15 protein-coding genes are annotated in these 18,277 nt (G+C 33.8%); all 15 read left to right on the top strand.

Annotation, left to right across the window (positions count from 1 at the left end; translation table 11 throughout):
- The first annotated feature begins 110 nt into the window (after positions 1-110).
- The 15 genes from IGI73_RS10140 to IGI73_RS10070 all read left to right on the top strand — a co-directional run bounded on the left by IGI73_RS10140 (position 111) and on the right by IGI73_RS10070 (position 18,273).
- Positions 111-3,014 (top strand): CDP-glycerol glycerophosphotransferase family protein, encoded by a 2,904-nt coding sequence (locus IGI73_RS10140; protein ID WP_438759203.1) that lies wholly within the window; start codon positions 111-113, stop codon positions 3,012-3,014.
- Complete coding sequence (locus IGI73_RS10135; RefSeq protein ID WP_428207100.1) at positions 3,011-5,728, top strand: bifunctional glycosyltransferase/CDP-glycerol:glycerophosphate glycerophosphotransferase; 2,718 nt, start codon at positions 3,011-3,013, stop codon at positions 5,726-5,728. The genes IGI73_RS10140 and IGI73_RS10135 overlap by 4 nt, the downstream gene beginning before the upstream one ends.
- Before the next feature lie 2 nt (positions 5,729-5,730).
- Entirely contained in the window at positions 5,731-6,387 is a 657-nt protein-coding gene (locus IGI73_RS10130) for a hypothetical protein (protein ID WP_194188041.1), read from the top strand.
- A complete protein-coding gene (locus tag IGI73_RS10125; protein WP_428207101.1) occupies positions 6,380-7,876 on the top strand; it encodes a glycosyltransferase family A protein in 1,497 nt (498 codons plus the stop codon). The genes IGI73_RS10130 and IGI73_RS10125 overlap by 8 nt, the downstream gene beginning before the upstream one ends.
- A 15-nt stretch (positions 7,877-7,891) precedes the next feature.
- A complete protein-coding gene (locus tag IGI73_RS10120; protein WP_194188039.1) occupies positions 7,892-8,605 on the top strand; it encodes an IspD/TarI family cytidylyltransferase in 714 nt (237 codons plus the stop codon).
- A gap of 10 nt (positions 8,606-8,615) precedes the next feature.
- Positions 8,616-9,641 carry an alcohol dehydrogenase catalytic domain-containing protein gene (locus tag IGI73_RS10115; RefSeq protein WP_317720991.1) on the top strand — a complete coding sequence of 342 codons (1,026 nt, stop codon included), beginning with the start codon at positions 8,616-8,618 and terminating at the stop codon, positions 9,639-9,641.
- A gap of 16 nt (positions 9,642-9,657) precedes the next feature.
- Positions 9,658-11,595: a DUF5776 domain-containing protein gene (locus IGI73_RS10110; protein WP_438759202.1), complete on the top strand. Its 1,938-nt coding sequence runs from the start codon at positions 9,658-9,660 to the stop codon at positions 11,593-11,595.
- Positions 11,596-11,691: 96 nt separating this feature from the next.
- Positions 11,692-13,035 carry an endolytic transglycosylase MltG gene (gene mltG / locus IGI73_RS10105; protein WP_332282987.1) on the top strand — a complete coding sequence of 448 codons (1,344 nt, stop codon included), beginning with the start codon at positions 11,692-11,694 and terminating at the stop codon, positions 13,033-13,035.
- 115 nt (positions 13,036-13,150) lie between these two features.
- Positions 13,151-13,630 carry a transcription elongation factor GreA gene (gene greA, locus IGI73_RS10100; protein ID WP_005229556.1) on the top strand — a complete coding sequence of 160 codons (480 nt, stop codon included), beginning with the start codon at positions 13,151-13,153 and terminating at the stop codon, positions 13,628-13,630.
- 152 nt (positions 13,631-13,782) lie between these two features.
- Positions 13,783-14,514, top strand: coding sequence for a cell wall-active antibiotics response protein LiaF (liaF, locus tag IGI73_RS10095; RefSeq protein WP_010749367.1), 732 nt, complete (start codon positions 13,783-13,785; stop codon positions 14,512-14,514).
- A complete protein-coding gene (locus IGI73_RS10090) occupies positions 14,511-15,578 on the top strand; it encodes a sensor histidine kinase (protein WP_005229561.1) in 1,068 nt (355 codons plus the stop codon). Before liaF ends, IGI73_RS10090 begins: the two co-directional genes overlap by 4 nt.
- A 3-nt stretch (positions 15,579-15,581) precedes the next feature.
- The gene (locus IGI73_RS10085) at positions 15,582-16,211 is read left to right on the top strand and encodes a response regulator transcription factor (protein WP_005229563.1); all 630 of its coding nucleotides are present in this window, start codon (positions 15,582-15,584) and stop codon (positions 16,209-16,211) included.
- 86 nt (positions 16,212-16,297) lie between these two features.
- The gene (locus tag IGI73_RS10080) at positions 16,298-16,963 is read left to right on the top strand and encodes a potassium channel family protein (protein ID WP_005229566.1); all 666 of its coding nucleotides are present in this window, start codon (positions 16,298-16,300) and stop codon (positions 16,961-16,963) included.
- Positions 16,964-16,974: 11 nt separating this feature from the next.
- On the top strand, positions 16,975-17,274 hold the full coding sequence (locus IGI73_RS10075; protein WP_005229567.1) for a HesB/YadR/YfhF family protein: 300 nt from the start codon (positions 16,975-16,977) through the stop codon (positions 17,272-17,274).
- Between the two features lie 57 nt (positions 17,275-17,331).
- Complete coding sequence (locus IGI73_RS10070; protein ID WP_010749368.1) at positions 17,332-18,273, top strand: glycosyltransferase family 2 protein; 942 nt, start codon at positions 17,332-17,334, stop codon at positions 18,271-18,273.
- The last annotated feature ends 4 nt before the right edge of the window (positions 18,274-18,277 follow it).

Genomic DNA, 18,277 nt, shown 5'->3' with positions numbered 1-18,277 from the left:
TCTAGTAATTTTATAAACCTAAGGAATAATCTTGATTAGAATAATTATGTATGAATATTTGAATTCGCGTGAATTGAAGCAAATGTATTTTGATAAAGTGAGGAAATAAGATGGTTCTAGAAAAAGATACTTTCCAGATAGAAAATAAGGAAAATGAGTGTAAAAAGTATCAAATTTTTTTAAATGTAAAAAACTTACCTCCAGAAAAGATTGATAGTAGCATATACCTTGAAGAAAAAACTCTGGGCTGTTTGAAATTCCCAATTTTAGAAAAAGGGGAAAATATATACTTTACTCTAGATCATGAAAAACTGGTCAAAATGCAAGGAAAATCACTTCTAGTAAAAGTAAAAAATACTAATGATGAATTTTTAAATTTGCATTTATCCGATGATTCTCTAAAGTACAGTGATATTTTTACCAGACCTCAGCATCTTTCTGAAAATTTAGGGGTTTTATTTAAAAAGGAAAAAGAAGGTACTTCTTTAATTTTTGACTCGAAGCAAGCATTACTGAATACGATAGCCCAAGAAACTATCTCAGCTAAAATAACTAGTTTTAGACGACTTGGTAATTCGGAAGAAATCGAAATTCAGGGTGAGTTTAGTCCAAATAACTACAAATTTTTAGGCATTCACTTTCATCATTTTGAAATTGATGAATGGGAATCATACTTTGAATGTTCAATTAAAGGGAACTTTTTTACTTTTATTTTAAATCTGAAAAAAGTTTTTTTAGAACCAGGCAAATATATAGGATATCTGAGATTTGAATTTGAAGAGCAACAGTTCTTTGTTTCTCTTGCCTCAACTTTTCAAAACTATTTAAAAATCAAGGTAAGAGAAAATGAGTATAAAACTGTTTCTTTTGATAAGAATCATTCGTTCAGTATTCGGTGGTATTTTGAAAACTATAATTTACTAGTGAGTAATTTTCGTATAGAGTCAGATAAATATATTTTTAAATTAGCACAATTAATTGAGGTTGGGGAAATAAAATCTCAAATCAGAATAAAAAGAAGAAAAACAAACGAATTTATTCATATGAGATTGTTTAAAAAAAATGATGAGCTTTATTTCTTTACTAATGATTTAGACGATTTCAAAGTGGAAGAGCTTTTTCGAGGAGATTTACAATTACCAATCTATTATCCATCAGGAAGAGTAGACTACTATTATTTAAAAGAGGATACAATAAATGTTGGTAATTATCTACATGTAAGAATGTGTAAAGAGGCGCCTAGTCTTAGACAATCTTTTTATATAGCACAAAATGGTAAAATTTCTTATGTGATAGCTACTCGTCAAAGATTACTAAATGAATATTACTCGGCGATTGATCCGAAGTTGAAGAAAATCTCAGTTAAGAAAAATCTAATAAACATAGCAGTGGATACTGGAACTTCTATGTATAAAGCAATTGGCATTCATATACATTTCCGTAAAGGAGAGAATTGGGAAGAAAAAACTGTTCTGCCAGTTTCTGAAACTAAATCAAAAAATGATGAAATTATCCAGTATTTTTCTGTTGACGTTAATAAATACAATTGGGAACAGTTTTATCAAGATATTTACCTAAAATATCAAGTAGATGCCAATACTTATTTTTTTAGAAAAATAAAAAATGAATCACGATTTATAAAGTGGAAACTAAAATATAGTCTAAATAGCAATCAGTTTTTATTTCCTTATGATTCAGACATCAGTGGGAATTATTTGATTTATCCTTATATTACTAGGAGTAGCGAATTAAGCATAAATTATAGGGTTCAAGGTAAATTTGAAACCAAGAAATACAAGAGAAATGAAAAAATTGCAGTGTTTCAATTTTTATTAACATGGTGGCGACCAGATTTGAAAAATATTTGGTTGACCCATGAAAAGTACTCGGAGACAGCTCAAGATAATTCTTATTATTTTTTTAAATATATGTATAAAAATCATCCTGAGAAAAAAATGTTTTATGTGATAGATACACAATCAAAAGACTATAAGCGGTTAAATGGCATGGAAGACCGCGTGCTTCCATTTATGAGCAGGAAACACCTGTATTATTTACTTTTTGCTAGTATGATAGTGGCATCTGAATCTAAAGGTCATGGCTTTTCCTGGAGAACTTCTAAAGGTTTGGTGAGACAGTTTTTAGATATTAAACCCTTTGTCTTTTTACAGCATGGTGTATTGGGACTGAAAAAAATTGACGATACATTTTCAGCTTCCGGACTTAACAAAGCAGAAGTATTTACGACAAGTTCAGAGTTTGAAAAACAAATTGTGATAGATTATTTAGGATATCCTAATGATTCAGTGGTAGTAACTGGCCTTCCCCGATGGGATAATCTGAATCAGGATAATACAAAAAAGAGCAACACGATTCTCATTATGCCAACATGGAGAAATTGGTTGGAAGAAGTGGAAGATAAAGTGTTCTTAGAGTCAGATTATTTTTTAACATATAATATGTTGATTAATTCAAAAGAATTAGCTAATTTTTTAGAAAAAGAAGGATTGATAGCAAATTTTTATTTACATCCAAAGTTTAATCAATATAGTCATTTGTTTAGTAATGTAAATTCAAATGTTCGTATAATATATTTTGGTGAAGCGCCAGTAAATGATTTAATCAAACAAGCTTCTATTCTAATAACTGATTATTCGAGTGTGGCATGGGAAGCTTTATATCAAAAGATTCCCACACTATTTTATCAGTTTGATCAATCGCAATATATTGAGGAACAAGGAGCGTACATGGATCTCAACGATGACCTATTTGGGCCTATAAGTTTTACAGAGGAAGAACTACTACAAGAACTTTCTACAGCACTAAATAAAACTACAGACTCTAATACAATGAGTGAGATTCAAAGTAAGTATTTCGCTTATGTTGATCAAAATAATTCGAAGCGAGTTTTTTGGGAGATTAACAAGAGAAAAAATTATATTGAAAAATCTCCATTCATGTTGCTGAAAAGTTTCTTGAAGAAAAAAATGAAAAGGATAGGTAATAAAAAATGAAAATATCCTATGATGTTTCTATAATTATGCCCATGTTCAATGCTTCTGAATTTTTAGAAGAGACTTTGAATTCAGTATTAAGTCAGAGAAACAATTTTGTGTCTTTTGAAGTCTTGATCATAGATGATTCTTCGACAGATAATAGTAAAGAAATTGCACAAAGTTTTGTCAGAGAATTTCCGGAAATATTTAAAGTCATGAAAAATCCTAAAAAGGGTGTTTCAAGTGCTAGAAATTTTGGGATTGAACAAGCAAAGGGTAAGTACATTATGTTTTTAGATTCCGATGATTTACTCGGCTTAAAAACTGTTGAAAATCTATATAAATTTTTCGAGACAGTGCAATCAGAAACAAACATAATAACTTATCCTATCTATAATTTTCGAGTAGTACCGATGAGGAAAATGCCTTTAATTAAAAAGCTGTTAATTAAAAAAGAGGATAGATGGAAACTTAATGCTAAGATATCTTCTCATGCCAGAAATAAAAACTTTGTGCATGGTACGGGTGTTTATAGTGTTGATGAGTATCAGAATATAGCGCAAACAACAATGAATGTTATGGTAAAAAATGAATCTAAAATCTTTTTTGATGATAGGCTTAATTTTGCTGAGGATGCTTTTTTTAACACGAAAAATGTTATGATTAAACGAAGTATCGGATTTTGCCAAGATGCTAGTTATTACTATAGATTAGGACATTTTTCGAATTCTCAAAAAAATATTTCACCAGTTGAATCAGCTGAAGGTTTATTGGCTTACTCAAAAAAACAATTTGAAGTATATGAATCTGGAAAAATACCAAGATATGTGCAGAACATGGTAGCTTATGAGATAAGATGGAGGCTTAATTCTTACAGAAACGCACTAATACCATTTCATTTAGAGAAATCTGAGTTTGATATTTGGGAAAAAGAGTTTTCATCAATTGTAAAAGAAATTGATGACGATATAATTTTTGGTCTATCCTTAGATAGGTATGCTAAATATCAATTATTTATGATGAAAAAAGAAGATGTTTATATTTCTCAGAATAGCAAAAAGCTGCTTTTTTATCATAAAGGTCACAAATTTGGTTCAGAGAAAAATTTTGAAACGGTCATTACTGATTTACGTTGTATAAACGATACTATTTACTGTTCTGCATTCTTAAAAATGCCACTTCAAGAAAAAGTGAACGTTCATGTTTTCTTAGTAAAAAATGAAACGAAAATCGAACTGAACACATATGAATCATCATTCAGTTATTATAAGAAAAAATATAGAAGCAACTACTTTGCGGCGTTTAACTTTACAATTGATTTAAACAAGATTTATGATTTGGACAATTATAGTATTGAGTATAAAATTGGAAATGTAGTTTATACGCCAAAAAAAGTTAAATTTCATAAGAATCGCTTATTTAACTTTTTGGATAATGAATTTTTACCCTCATTTAAAAATGGGAAAATTATTAGTTTGAAGAAGCCATTTTTATTATCTATAAAATCATCTAGTCTACTTGAAATAGAGGAAAAAGTGAGACATAAAGAGGATACTATTAGAAATAGAGATTCTTCGATAGGAGATCTGCGCAAATGGAATTTTGCAAACAGTAATAGAAAAATTTGGCTTTATTCAGATAGAATAGGTGTCATTGATAATGCATATGTCCAATTTAAACATGATAAGCTACTGAATGATGGTATTGAACGCTACTATATTTATGAAGGTGAATTTGAGGATTTAGGGTTAAATGTTAATGAGGGAGACTTACAAAATTTCGTTAAGTTCAACAGTGAAGAACATCGACGTTTATTTATGGTAGCTGATTATTTATTGGGATCCTTTCAAGGCTTCACTGAAATTTTTCCTTTTAACAGACGTGAGTTGAATTTGTTGCAAGACCTTATACGCATCAAGTTTATTTATTTGCAACATGGAGTGCTGCATGCTCATACTCCATGGATTTATTCAAAGGAGAAAACATACATTGATAAATTTGTTGTTTCTTCCGAATTTGAGAAAGAAAATCTTATTAATAATTATCAATACACAGAAAATGATATAATCACTACAGGTATGCCTAGATTTTCAATAAGAGATCAAGAATGTTCAAATAAGCAAAATAAAATTCTCTATGCCCCATCTTGGAGAAATTCGATCATAAAAGGGAAAAAAGGCAATGAATGGTTGATCAATGAAGAATATGTCAAGTCGACTCCCTATTATCATTCACTTCTGGAAATTTTAAGCTCGAAAAAACTCAATAATTTACTGGAAGAGAACGATTTATATTTAGATATAAAACTTCATCCAATTTTTGCTCAATTACAAGAAGAACTATCTGAATACAATAATTTTCCTGAAAGAATAAATATTTTAAAAACTTTAGAGGACAGTAGTATATATAAAATATTTACGACTGATTTCTCATCTTTTATTTTTGATGCTGTCATAGATAAAACACCGATTGTTTATTTTGTTCCAGACTATAAATACTTTTTATCAGATAATCATTCATACTTATCTCTAGATTTACCTTTAGAGCATGGTTTTGGAGATGTTGTATATAATACGGAAACTTTTGCTGAGGCACTGAGAAAAATTATTTTAAATAATTTCGTTCCTGAGCAGAAATATCTAGAGAGAATGAAAAAGTTTTATTCCTTTAGCGGAAATCCTAGTGATGATTTATATCAAGCGCTCATCAAGTTAGATCAAGGAGATATATAATTATGTTAATATCACTCAATTGTTTAAAAACTAGTATCTCTTGTATTGAAAATTATGTTTTATTAATGAATAAACTTTTTTCAATTGGGCAGAAGCGATTTATACTAATCGAAGATAAGGAAACTGATTTTTTTATAATGAATAATTGGAATAAAATTATGGAATTAGTTTCTTTTTCTCGTGAAGATGTTTCTTTATTGTTCATAGGTGATTTAGAAAAATCTAAAGAATATGAGATTGAAAATAAAATAAAATTTGATGAGTGTTACGAAAATACAATTGTTGATAAGAGTATTTATGACCTCATTCAAATGCAAAATTTAAAACATGCTGATAAAGATTTTATTTTTTCTCAAGAGTTTAATTGTTTAATTGAAATAATCAATAAAGTGATGATAAAAACAGATATAAAAACTAGTATTGATAATGATCCTCTTACTGAGGCGAGACTAACTTTGCTAAGCGAGACATTTGATATGAAGCATTTAATAGAGGAAGATAAGTTTGTCGTTAAAATAGATAGTATAGAATTGTTAGAATTTCTACTTTCATGTAAGAATAGTTTGAAATTAGACGCATATGCTTTGATTGAGGAAATATTTAAAAACTTTTTATTTTGTGAATCAAATTCTAAGGAGATCGGGATAAAAAATGAGTAGTATATCATATAATTTTACTATTATAGTTTCTTATAGAAATACTGAAGAATATCTATCAAAATGCATATTATCAGTTTTAAAACAATCGATTGGATTTGAAAAAAAAGTACAACTCATTTTAGTCAATGATCACAGTAGTGATTGTTCAAAAGAGATCGCAGACTTTTTTGCAGCTAAGATTCCTGATCAAGTATTATCTATTGAATCTAAGGGGAATGGTGTTGCAGCTGCGAAAAATACAGGTTTAAAATTTGCTTATGGAAAATATATTAACTTCTTAGATTCAGATGATTATCTAAGCAATGATGCATTAGAGAAGGTAAGTTCTTTTTTTGATTCACATAGTGATGTCCCTTTGGTTTCTATTCCTATGGAATATTTCGAAAACCAGAATGGGCCTCATATGTTGAACTATAAATTTGAGAATACTAGGGTTATTAATATTATTGACGAACCATCGGCTATTCAGCTCTCCTCTGCATCTTCATTTTTCCTGAAAGAAGCAATAGATAATCAAGAATTCGATGAAAAAATGATATTTGGAGAAGACTCGAAATTCGTTACTAATATAGTATTAAAATACCAAAGATATGGCATTATCCATGACACGACTTATTTTTATAGGAAAAGAATAAAACAAAATTCCTCTATGCAAAACACATATTCTCAGGAGTTTTATTACTCCACATTTATAGATGAATTTCTTTTGAGAATGATTGACGAATATGCTGTGGATGGGGAAATTCCTCGTTATTTGCAAAATATAGTAGCATACAGCATACAATGGCCACTGCGGCAACAAGATGTTCCTATTGGCATCAGTAAAAGTATTCTAGAAAAATTCTCTGATAAGGTAAGAACGTTATTGTCGTATATCGATGATGAAATTCTATTAAATTTAAAGTATATTAGTGGTTATCAAAAATGGTATTTATTGTGTTTGAAAAAAGATTTAGATTTTAATAACCCACCAATTAAAATAGATAACGATATACCGTCAATTGAGATAGATGGTAAAATTTATGAGAGCTTAGACAAACTATCTTTAAATATTCAATCATATGATATAGACGAAACTAGTTTCTACGTGGTTTTCTCTTTTGTTTCGAAGTTTAGCAATGATAAATTGAAGTTTTATAAAATAACATCAAATGAAAAAGTTCAATTAGTGCCTTCTATTGAGAGAACAACTAGAGTTTTAGGGAAAGTAGTAAAAGAGTATGTTTATCTTCAGTTGATATATCCCTTAAATCGTTTATCTGATGAAAGTTTTTCTATTTTAGTTGAGTGTGATGGGTATTCCTCTAAAATTAGACTTTCAATGAAAGCTCAAAAAAAGATAGCTCGTTCTCTAAAGTATAAGCGATTAACAGTTTCACTTAAATATAATTCATCTGGAAGAAGATTTGATTTAAGTAAGCACAAAAGATTTTATGATCTAAGAACTATATCAAAAAATACTTTGAATAAATTAATAAGTAAAAAATAAAGGAGACTCCAAATTATGATTTATGCTCATATAATGGCAGGTGGAATAGGCAAAAGAATGGGAAATATACCATTACCAAAGCAATATTTAACACTTGGAAATAAGCCGATTATTGTTCATACTGTAGAAAAATTTGTACTAAATTCGGATTTTAATTTGATAATTGTTTCTACTCCAGAGAACTGGATTAATTATACGATTGAAATATTTGAAAAGAATAATTTAACGGATGAAAGAATTCGTATCATTGCCGGCGGTGATGAAAGAAACGATACCTTGAGTAAAGCAATACAATATATTAGTGATACGAATGGTATCTTTGATGATGATGTTATTGTTGCTCATGACGCAGTAAGACCTTTTTTAACCAAAAAAATAATTGATGACAATATTAAAGCATCTAAGAATTTTTCGGCAATTGATACTGTAATCCCAGCTTATGATACAATTGTTAAGGGAGACGGTAATGAAGTGCATGAAATCCCTGTTCGAGATATAATGTACCAAGGTCAGACTCCACAAACTTTTAATATTAAGAAATTTCAAGAGTGCTTCAAAAAGTTGTCTGATTCTGAACGATTAACCTTAAGTGATTCATGCAAAATTATGCTTTTAGGTGGTGAAAGAGTAGGAATGGTTGAGGGTGATTCCTCAAACATCAAAATTACAACGCCATATGATTTAAAAATTGCTAACTCGATTATTGAATACGGGCATACTGCTCAGTGAGGTGTGAATTTTGTTAAATAAAATATATAGACTAGTTGCCCCGCGCCAATTTGAACCTTTCATAATAGAAGAGAAAATTTGTGAAGATACTGTTATTGTCAGACCGACATTTCTTTCAATTTGCCATGCGGATCAGAGATATTATACTGGAAGCAGAGATAAAGCTGTTTTGAGAAAGAAATTACCTATGGCTTTGATTCATGAGGGGATAGGAGAAGTTGTTAAAGATTATTCAGGTCAGTTTTCTAGTGGAGAGCGAGTAATAATTGTACCCAATACTCCTATGGAGTCCGATAAGATTATCGCTGAAAATTATTTATCCTCTTCATTATTTCGAAGCTCTGGATATGATGGATTGATGCAAGAATATGTATTTGCGAGAAGTGATCGCTTAGTTAGGGTTTTGGATAATGTTCCATCAAATGTTGCAGCATATACTGAATTAATTTCAGTTTCCTTTCATTCCATTAAGAGATTAAAACGTGTAATGAATAGTGATCAAGAGATTTTTGGCATATGGGGAGATGGAAATTTAGGGTATATTACAGCAAATTTATTAAAAGGGCTTTTTCCACATTCGAAGTTATATGTTTTCGGAAAAAATGAAGATAAGCTGAACTTCTTTAGCTTTGCAGATAAAGTTTTTACTATAGATGAGATACCGGACGATTTAATGATATCACAAGCTTTTGAATGCGTTGGCGGATCAGGCAGCTATTTTGCTATCCAACAAATTATTAAGCATATAAAACCGCAAGGTTCAATTGCTATTATGGGTGTTTCTGAAAATCCAGTTGAAATTAATACAAGAATGGTCTTAGAAAAAGGATTAACAATTTCTGGCACAAGTCGAAGCAGCGCTTTGGATTTTCAAGAAACAATTGATTTCCTATCGACCCATTCAATTGAAAGAAAACGATTTGAAAATTTAGTGGGAATTGAATCTAAAATCAACAATATAAATGATCTGCATGACTTTTTTGAGGCTGAATTTGCTAACACATGGGGAAAAGCTATAATGGAGTGGAATTTATAGATTTTTGGGAGGTTCTATGATAAAAAAATGTTTATTGTTAGGGTGCTGTGTTTTAGAATTCTTTTTATTTCCTATTCATGTGAACGCTAACTCATTTGAATCAAATGAAAATATTAGCAGTTATTTAGAAAGTGATCAAAAGCAAACTGTGATATCAAGTACGAACTCATCATCAGAATATTCCTCATCATTTGACGGTAATGTGAACTCTACAACGATATCTGAAAGTTTTAGTTCTTCTGAAGAAAGTGCCAATAAAGATGTTAGCTCTGGCTACTCCAACGAAATTGATTCTTTAGCAAAAGAATATGCAATACCTTCTGGACGTTCTGACTTGTATGAAACAACGAATGAAAATTCAGTAAGAAGATCGACAAGAGCAGCTGTTTTAAATCCTCCAATCGTTAAAGCGGAGGACTTGAATACTCCGAGGAAAGATTTTATTGATGTGTCGTCGCACAATGGTGAAATATCTATAGATAATTATCTAATGATGAAGCAATACGGTGTCAAAGGTGTAGTGGTTAAACTAACAGAATATACTACTTATAAAAATCCTTATGCAAAAAAGCAAATTGAAAATGCGCAACAAGCGGGCTTGAAAGTTTCAGTGTATCATTATAGCTGGTTCACCAATGAATCTGAGGCTATCGCAGAAGCAAATTATTTTGCAGCTTTCGCACAGGAATTAGGACTTTCTAAGACTACTCTAATGGTAAATGATATTGAGGAACCAAAAATTGTAGATAAAGGGAATCATACGCAAAATTCACTTTCATTTAAAAAACGTTTAAATGAACTTGGATATGGAAATGTTATTCATTATAGCGGCTTGTACTGGATTACAGAAGGGTTAATGGATGCTTCAATTCTAGGAGCAAAAAATATTTGGGTTGCTGCTTATCCATACTCTTTATCCAATGATCAGATGTATTCTCAATATGGAGCATGGCAATGGTCCTCGTTAGTAACATTTCCTAACCTTAGTACATCATTTGATATGTCTTCTGATTATTTAGGAATATTTACCAATAATGAAAATAATACAGTTGATTTATCTAAATACTATACAAGCAACCCTAATTATATCATTATGAAAAAAAATGATTACATTTATAGCAAACTATCATTTGGGACTGCTAATCGTTTAAGAAAAGTGAGTAAAAACCAAGTTATTAAGATAAAAGGAATTGCATATGATAACAAAACACCTAGATTAATTACTGATGATGGGTATTTAACGGCGAATAAATCTTATGTACAGAAAATTTTAAGCAGCTACAAGAACTATATGTATGTCTTACCATCTTCTGGCTATGTCTATACAAAAAAAGATGATTATTCGTATTCAAATGTAACTTTTACTTCTCGAAAAACAAAATATCCAAAGGGCTCTGTTATTAAAGTAAAAGGGATTGCATATGCACCAGATGGGTGTCCGAGATTAATCTTATCTGATGGTTCATATTTTACAGCGAATTTATCTAGAGTATCAACAGTGACTTCTTCGTACAATTCTTATTTATTGTCTAAACCCCAATTTGTTATTTTTAATAAAGATGACTATTTTTATAAAGATGTAAATTTTAAAAACAGGGGCGCTAAAATTAAGAAAAATCAAGTTTTGAAGGTCAATGACGTTGTTTTCACTTCATCAGGAGTACCAAGGCTAAAAGTTAATAACGGATATGTGACCGCTAATAAGAAATATGTTTCTAAACTTATAGCTAGTTACTCAAACTATTACTACAAAGATATCTCAAATGTCATTTTACAGAAAAATGATTATTTTTACTCTTCTGTAAATTTTAGTAATGGAGCCAGAAAGAAAAAAGCAACAAAAGGTATGGTTGTAAAAGTTCAAGGAATCGAGTTTGATGCTAATGGTACACCACGGCTTAGAACAAACCAAGGGTATCTATCAGCGAAAAAAACAATTGTAAAAGCTAAGTAGCTCTTGAAGGGACTATTAATCTTTTTCTATTCCACTCCTCCTAACTTTCGTGTATAATGGTACAAGCCAGTATTACGAAAGTTAGGAGGAGTTGTTTTGAGTAAACAACATCCAGAGGATAAGTCCTTTAAAGACGAAGTATTAGGAGCTTTAAAGCAACCTCAATCAGATCAAACCCAAGAAAGCAATGGTTTGAACGAGCGTCCTATTCAACAACCTCAAGAAGAGGTGGGTTCGCGAACTGCAAGTGGAAAGACCAAAAATAAACAAGCAAAGCAAGCTGCTACAAGTCGTAGGGCAGCAGAAGAAGAAGTGCCCATAGCTGAAGGTGGGGAAACGCAATTGCGCAAGCAGCAACGCAAAAAAGAAGATCGGATTGTCAATCGGATCGTTTTGATTGTAGTCCTTGCTCTGCTCGTCATCGGTGGTGTTTTAGGATTTTCAATGTATCGTTATGTAACATCAGGATTGCAGCCGTTGAATCCAGAAGATACCGAAACGGTGGCGGTTGAGATTCCTAGTGGATCGTCCAACAAAGCAATTGGAGAAATATTAGAAGAAGACAATATCATTAAAAGTGGTATGATCTTTAACTATTATACGAAATTCAATAATTTAACTGGATTTCAAGCAGGAAATTATCATTTTTCTCCTAGTATGACATTGGATCAAATCTCAAAGATGCTGCAAAATGGTGAAGGCTCGGTCACCTCTGATGCAAAAGTGACGATTCCAGAAGGATTTGATGTTGATCAAATCGGTGATGCTCTAGCGGAAGCGACGAATATCTCGAAAGACGATTTCCTAGCTTTGATGGAAAGTGACGAGTTCTTTGAAAAAATGAAAGAAACCTATCCTGAGCTTTTAGCAAGTGCCGGCGATGCGCAAGGTGTGCGTTACCGACTAGAAGGATACTTGTTCCCAGCAACTTACGACTACTATACAGGGAATACCCTAGAAGAAGTCGTTACCCAAATGGTGGATAAATCAAATTCAGTCTTGTCAAAATATTTCGATCAAATTGCTCAAAAAGAAATGACGGTTCAAGAAGTCCTTACTTTGGCATCACTTGTTGAAAAAGAGGGCAGTAAGCTAGAAGATCGTAAAAATATCGCACAGGTATTCTTCAATCGTTTAGCGATTGATATGCCGCTGCAATCGGATATTTCGATTCTATATGCGTTAGGTGAGCACAAAGAGCTAGTTACTTATGAGGACACCCAAGTTGACTCTCCTTATAATCTCTATGTGCATACTGGCTACGGACCTGGACCATTCAACAATCCAAGTGAAGCAGCGATCCAAGCGGTCTTAGATCCAACACCGAACAACTACTATTATTTCGTTGCTGACATTCAAACCCAAGAAGTGTACTTTGCGGAAACCTATGAACAGCATATGCAATTAGTGGAACAATATGTAAACAATACCTCAAATTAAATTTTCATAGGTTTATAGTTTACATTTAAAAAAAAGCATGGTAATCTTTTGTGGACTCATCGCAAAAGATTACCTTTTGCGATTTATTAGAAGTTACTAAAAGGAGAAAAGAACTATGGTAGAAAAAGTTTACCCAATGACACTTGAAGGAAAAGAAAAGTTAGAACAAGAATTAGAAGAATTGAAAACGGTAAAACGCGGCGAAATCATTGAACGTATCAAGGTAGCCCGCAGTTTTGGCGATTTATCCGAAAACTCAGAGTATGAGTCTGCTAAAGATGAACAAGCGTTTGTCGAAGGCCGAATCACTACTTTAGAAAATATGATTCGTTTTGCAGAGATCATTGATAATGAGGGTGTAGACTCTGATGAAGTTTCCATCGGGAAAACAGTGATTTTTGTTGAGTTGCCTGATGGTGACGAAGAAGAGTACATGATCGTCGGTAGTGCTGAAGCAGATCCGTTTTCTGGTAAAATTTCCAATGATTCACCAATCGCTCGTGCCTTGATTGGGAAAAAAGTCAATGATGAAGTGACGATCTCAACGCCAGGCGGAGATATGCAAGTAAGAATCACAGAAGTAAAGAAAAGCTAATTGCTTGATCACTCGATCAATCTAGTTGACCCTGTTGTTCATTCTCCTTTAGGGAATTTGATCAAACAGGGTCTTTTTTCGGACCAGCGACGGATGGACAAACCATTTTTTTCAGGTATGATAGAGTAGAATTACTAGGAGGAGGAGCTTGAATGAAAAGTCCTTGGCGTTTTTTCTTTATTGTTGAAGCGCTCTTACTGCTTTTTGCGGTATGGCAAATTTTATCTAATCCGCCATTATTATTTTTATTAATACTTGGTGTGACGTGCTTGGTCCTTGTGAACCGAAGTGAGCGCAAGAGCAATTTTAAAAATTTCTTGATGGTCTCAAGTTCCATTGCTATTTTGATCAGTTTGTTAAATAGTCCAGCACTGTGGCTGATGCTGATTTTTGCGATTTTATTTATTGGTTTAAAAGGAGTCGAGATTACCGGAATCGACTTAACTAAAAATTCATTCTGGCGCAAAAAACAAATGATTATCGTTGAAACTGAAGAACCCAAAGCTGATCATCCACTGAAACAAAAGCAGCAATGGTTAGGTAATGAACGGATCGGCAGTCAAGTCTATGAATGGGACGATATCAATTTAGATATCTTGACGGGAGACACTTTCATCGATCTAGGCAACACTTTATTGCCTAAGAAAGAAAACGTCGTGATCGTACGAAAAGGCTTTGGCAGAACTCGTATTTTAGTGCCTGCTGGTATAGCAATCAAATTAGAGCACAGTACTTTTATTGGCTCCGTTATCTTTGAAGGCGAAGAAACGAGCTTGAAAAATGAAAAAGTGACGATCTACAGCCCGGATTATGGCGAAAATAGTCGGCGTTTGAAAATCTTGACGAATACCCTTGTTGGTGATGTTGAGGTGATTCGGGTATGATCGGGAAATTTTCAAGAGGCATGATCGCTTTTTATGCAGGATTAGCAAGTTTTTTCACCATGATTTTGATGCTGTTTTCCTATTTGTATGCCAGTGGGAAAAATAATTGGCTGATAGAAGTCTTTCAAATCAAGCTCTTCTTTATCCCAATCGTCTTTCACTTACTTGTAATATCTGCATTGATTGCTTTAGCTGTCTTTTTACTGATTTCTTTTTTTCGCAACCGTCAATACGGTCCGGTGGAAGAAAAGTTAAGACTGTTAGCCAGCGGCTATATCGATAGCCCTTTATTGGAAACAAAAATCCCCCATGCGTCTGAAAACCATTTGATTGCGAATGTGGATCGTGATATTGCTAGTATCCAATCGAAGATGAAACAGATGTCGATGGAATTACAGCAATTGAATGCGAAACCGCAGTTTGTTGATGGTCAGACGAAAGAAGAGATTTTAGAAGCAGAAAGGCAGCGTCTGGCTCGTGAATTGCACGACTCTGTTTCTCAACAGCTGTTTGCCGCCATGATGATGATGTCTGCACTAAATGAGCAAGCGATTCGAACAGATGCGCCAGAAAGCCAAAAGAAACAGTTAGCTATGGTCACAGACATTATCAATGCTTCGCAATCTGAAATGCGGGCGCTCTTGCTTCATCTACGACCTGTTACTTTGGAAGGGAAGAGTCTAAAGCAAGGAATCGAGCAATTGTTAAAAGAATTAGAGACCAAAATCAAAATTCTATTGACTTGGGATATTGAAGACTTTACGATGCCTAGTTCGATTGAAGATCAACTCTTTCGTGTGATCCAAGAACTCTTATCTAATACACTGCGTCACGCCAAGGCCAATGAGTTGGAAGTTTACTTGCATCGCATTGATAATAACGTGTTGTTGCGGGTGATCGATGACGGTGTTGGCTTTGATCCACAAGATCAAAAGGCCGGCAGCTATGGTTTGATGAATATCCGAGAACGGGTAAGTGCCGTTGGCGGAACGTTGAAAATTATTAGTTTTAAAAATCAAGGAACCAGTATTGAAATTAAAGTTCCACTGTTGAAGGAGGCATAAGGTATGATTAAAGTGTTGTTAGTTGATGACCATGAAATGGTTCGTCTGGGGGTTTCTTCTTATCTATCGATTCAAGACGATATAGAAGTAATTGGGGAAGCGGAAAATGGTCGAGTCGGGTATGAAAAGGCATTGGAATTACGTCCAGATGTGATTTTGATGGATTTGGTGATGGATGAAATGGATGGGATCGAATCTACGAAATTGATTTTAAATGATTGGCCCGAAGCAAAAATCATTATTGTCACTAGTTTTATTGATGACGAAAAAGTCTATCCTGCTATTGAAGCGGGTGCGGCAGGTTACCTGTTAAAGACGTCTACTGCTCATGAGATTGCGGAAGCCATTCGTGCAACCCAGCGAGGAGAGCGGGTCTTAGAACCCGAAGTCACCACGAAAATGATGGATCGTTTGACGAATCGGACACCGATCCTACATGAAGATTTGACCAATCGGGAACAAGAAGTGTTACTGTTGATCGCCGAAGGAAAGAGCAATCAAGAGATTGCGGATGCACTCTTCATTACGCTGAAAACAGTGAAGACACATGTGTCAAATATCTTATCAAAATTAGAAGTAGAAGATCGTACACAAGCTACGATATATGCTTTTAAACATGGTTTGATAAAATAAAGTCTTAATAATCATACCTCCTCATGGCAAGCAGAGGAGGTTTTTGTTATACTAAATTATGATCTGGTAAAAAAGGAGCGTTTGTGGTGAAGCAAAATTATGCAATAATCGGTCTGGGCCGTTTTGGTGGCAGTATTTGTCGCACGTTGATTGAATCTGGACAAGAAGTACTGGCGATCGATAGCAACGAAGATCGTGTCAATGAGTATATGAATATCGCCACCCATGCGGTGGTCGGCAACGCACAAGATGAGATGACGTTACGCTCATTGGGTATCCGTAACTTTGACCATGTCATTGTTGCGATTGGTGAGGATATTCAAGCTAGTATTTTGGTGACCTTGATGGTCAAAGAAATGGGTGTTCCTAATATCTTAGCGAAAGCCCAAAACGAATATCATGCCCGTGTACTGGAAAAACTCGGCGCAGACCGTGTCGTTCATCCCGAACGTGACATGGGGATTCGCATCGCCCATAATCTAGTTTCCAAAAATATCTTAGATTATATTGAACTATCTGACGAATTTTCTCTAGCAGAGATTCGCGTGTCCAATCCACGCTTTTTCAATAAATCCCTGATTGAGCTGAATTTTCGACAAAAGTATGGTCTGACAGTCGTTGCGATTCGTCGGGGACCAGGACAAGTGATCGTTTCGCCTGATGCAGAGGCGATCGTGCGTGAAAATGACAATTTACTCGTGATCGGCAATACAGATGATGTAGATATACTTGATGAACATATGAATGATTAGGAGTGAAGAAAATGAACTTAACAATAAGTCCTGAAGCAATGCAATGGTTTAAAAAAGAATTGGTGGTAGACCAAGGAAGCGGGATTCGTTTTTTCGGAAAAATTTATGGCAAAACACAAGTGCATGACGGATTTTCCGTGGGAATGTCAGTCGATAAACCAGAACGTCCGATCGTCGAACAAACCATTGATGGCTTGCTTTTTTTTATTGATGAAGCAGACGAATGGTTTTTCAAAGGCTATGATCTAACTGTGGACTATGATGAAACGTTAGATGAACCGAAATATGATTTTAGCGAAGATAAAAAATAATGTGGATTCGGTCCCAGCTGACCGATTTCCCACGATTGGCTCTAGGAGATGAAACCGATGTTATCAATTGTTGTACCTTGTTTTAATGAAGAGGCAAGCTTGCCGATTTTTTTTGAAGAAACAGAAAAAGTGAAGAAACACTTAAATATGCCTTTTGAATATATTTTTGTTAATGACGGGTCTTCAGATCAAACTCTGTCTGTTTTAAGAGACTTGTATCACGCCCACCCTGAAAGTGTTCGCTATCTATCTTTTTCGAGAAACTTTGGCAAAGAAGCTGCTCTTTATGCGGGGCTACAAGCTGCTAGAGGCGATTTTGTCACTGTAATGGATGCAGATTTACAAGATCCGCCGTCATTACTACCTGAAATGTTTTCTTTGCTAAGAAGTAAACCAGAGCTTGACTGTGTGGGTACGAGACGTGCCGATAGAAAAGGTGAGCCAAAGATTCGCAGTTTTTTTTCGAACTCGTTCTATAACATCATCAACAAAATTGCCGATACTGAAATGGTAAACGGTGCGCGAGATTTTCGCTTGATGCGCCGCAATATGGTTGATGCAGTTTTGCAGCTGTCAGAGTACAATCGCTTTTCAAAAGGGATCTTCAGCTGGGTTGGGTTTGATACAGAATACATCGCCTATGAGAATCGAGAAAGAGTAGCGGGTGAGACGTCCTGGTCATTCTGGAAGCTATTCCAATATTCGATCGATGGCATCGTCAATTTTTCAGATACACCTTTGAATATCGCCTCGTTTATTGGTGCGCTTTCCTGTTTTGGTTCTCTGATTGCTTTGATCTTTATTGTGATAAGAACCTTTATTTTTGGAGATCCGACATCAGGGTGGCCTTCAATGGTCAGTATCTTCTTATTTGTTGGTGGATTGCAATTGCTTTGTTTAGGGATCATCGGCAAGTATATCGGAAAAATTTTCTTAGAGACTAAAAATAGACCCTTGTACTTCTTGAAAGAAACCGAAAAAGACCAAGAAAAACAATGATAAA

It is taken from the genome of Enterococcus sp. DIV0755f, assembly GCF_051713725.1.
In the GTDB taxonomy this organism is placed as follows: domain Bacteria; phylum Bacillota; class Bacilli; order Lactobacillales; family Enterococcaceae; genus Enterococcus_D; species Enterococcus_D casseliflavus.
This window is presented reverse-complemented; position numbering and strand designations above follow the sequence as displayed.

Excerpts from the sequence above, each read along its gene's own strand:
- IGI73_RS10090 (WP_005229561.1), top strand. The coding sequence starts at position 14,511 with ATGATCGGGAAATTTTCAAGAGGCATGATCGCTTTTTATGCAGGATTA.
- IGI73_RS10110 (WP_438759202.1), top strand. The coding sequence starts at position 9,658 with ATGATAAAAAAATGTTTATTGTTAGGGTGCTGTGTTTTAGAATTCTTT.
- IGI73_RS10140 (WP_438759203.1), top strand. The coding sequence starts at position 111 with ATGGTTCTAGAAAAAGATACTTTCCAGATAGAAAATAAGGAAAATGAG.
- IGI73_RS10135 (WP_428207100.1), top strand. The coding sequence starts at position 3,011 with ATGAAAATATCCTATGATGTTTCTATAATTATGCCCATGTTCAATGCT.
- IGI73_RS10130 (WP_194188041.1), top strand. The coding sequence starts at position 5,731 with ATGTTAATATCACTCAATTGTTTAAAAACTAGTATCTCTTGTATTGAA.
- liaF (WP_010749367.1), top strand. The coding sequence starts at position 13,783 with ATGAAAAGTCCTTGGCGTTTTTTCTTTATTGTTGAAGCGCTCTTACTG.
- IGI73_RS10070 (WP_010749368.1), top strand. The coding sequence starts at position 17,332 with ATGTTATCAATTGTTGTACCTTGTTTTAATGAAGAGGCAAGCTTGCCG.
- IGI73_RS10125 (WP_428207101.1), top strand. The coding sequence starts at position 6,380 with ATGAGTAGTATATCATATAATTTTACTATTATAGTTTCTTATAGAAAT.
- IGI73_RS10120 (WP_194188039.1), top strand. The coding sequence starts at position 7,892 with ATGATTTATGCTCATATAATGGCAGGTGGAATAGGCAAAAGAATGGGA.
- greA (WP_005229556.1), top strand. The coding sequence starts at position 13,151 with ATGGTAGAAAAAGTTTACCCAATGACACTTGAAGGAAAAGAAAAGTTA.
- IGI73_RS10075 (WP_005229567.1), top strand. The coding sequence starts at position 16,975 with ATGAACTTAACAATAAGTCCTGAAGCAATGCAATGGTTTAAAAAAGAA.
- IGI73_RS10085 (WP_005229563.1), top strand. The coding sequence starts at position 15,582 with ATGATTAAAGTGTTGTTAGTTGATGACCATGAAATGGTTCGTCTGGGG.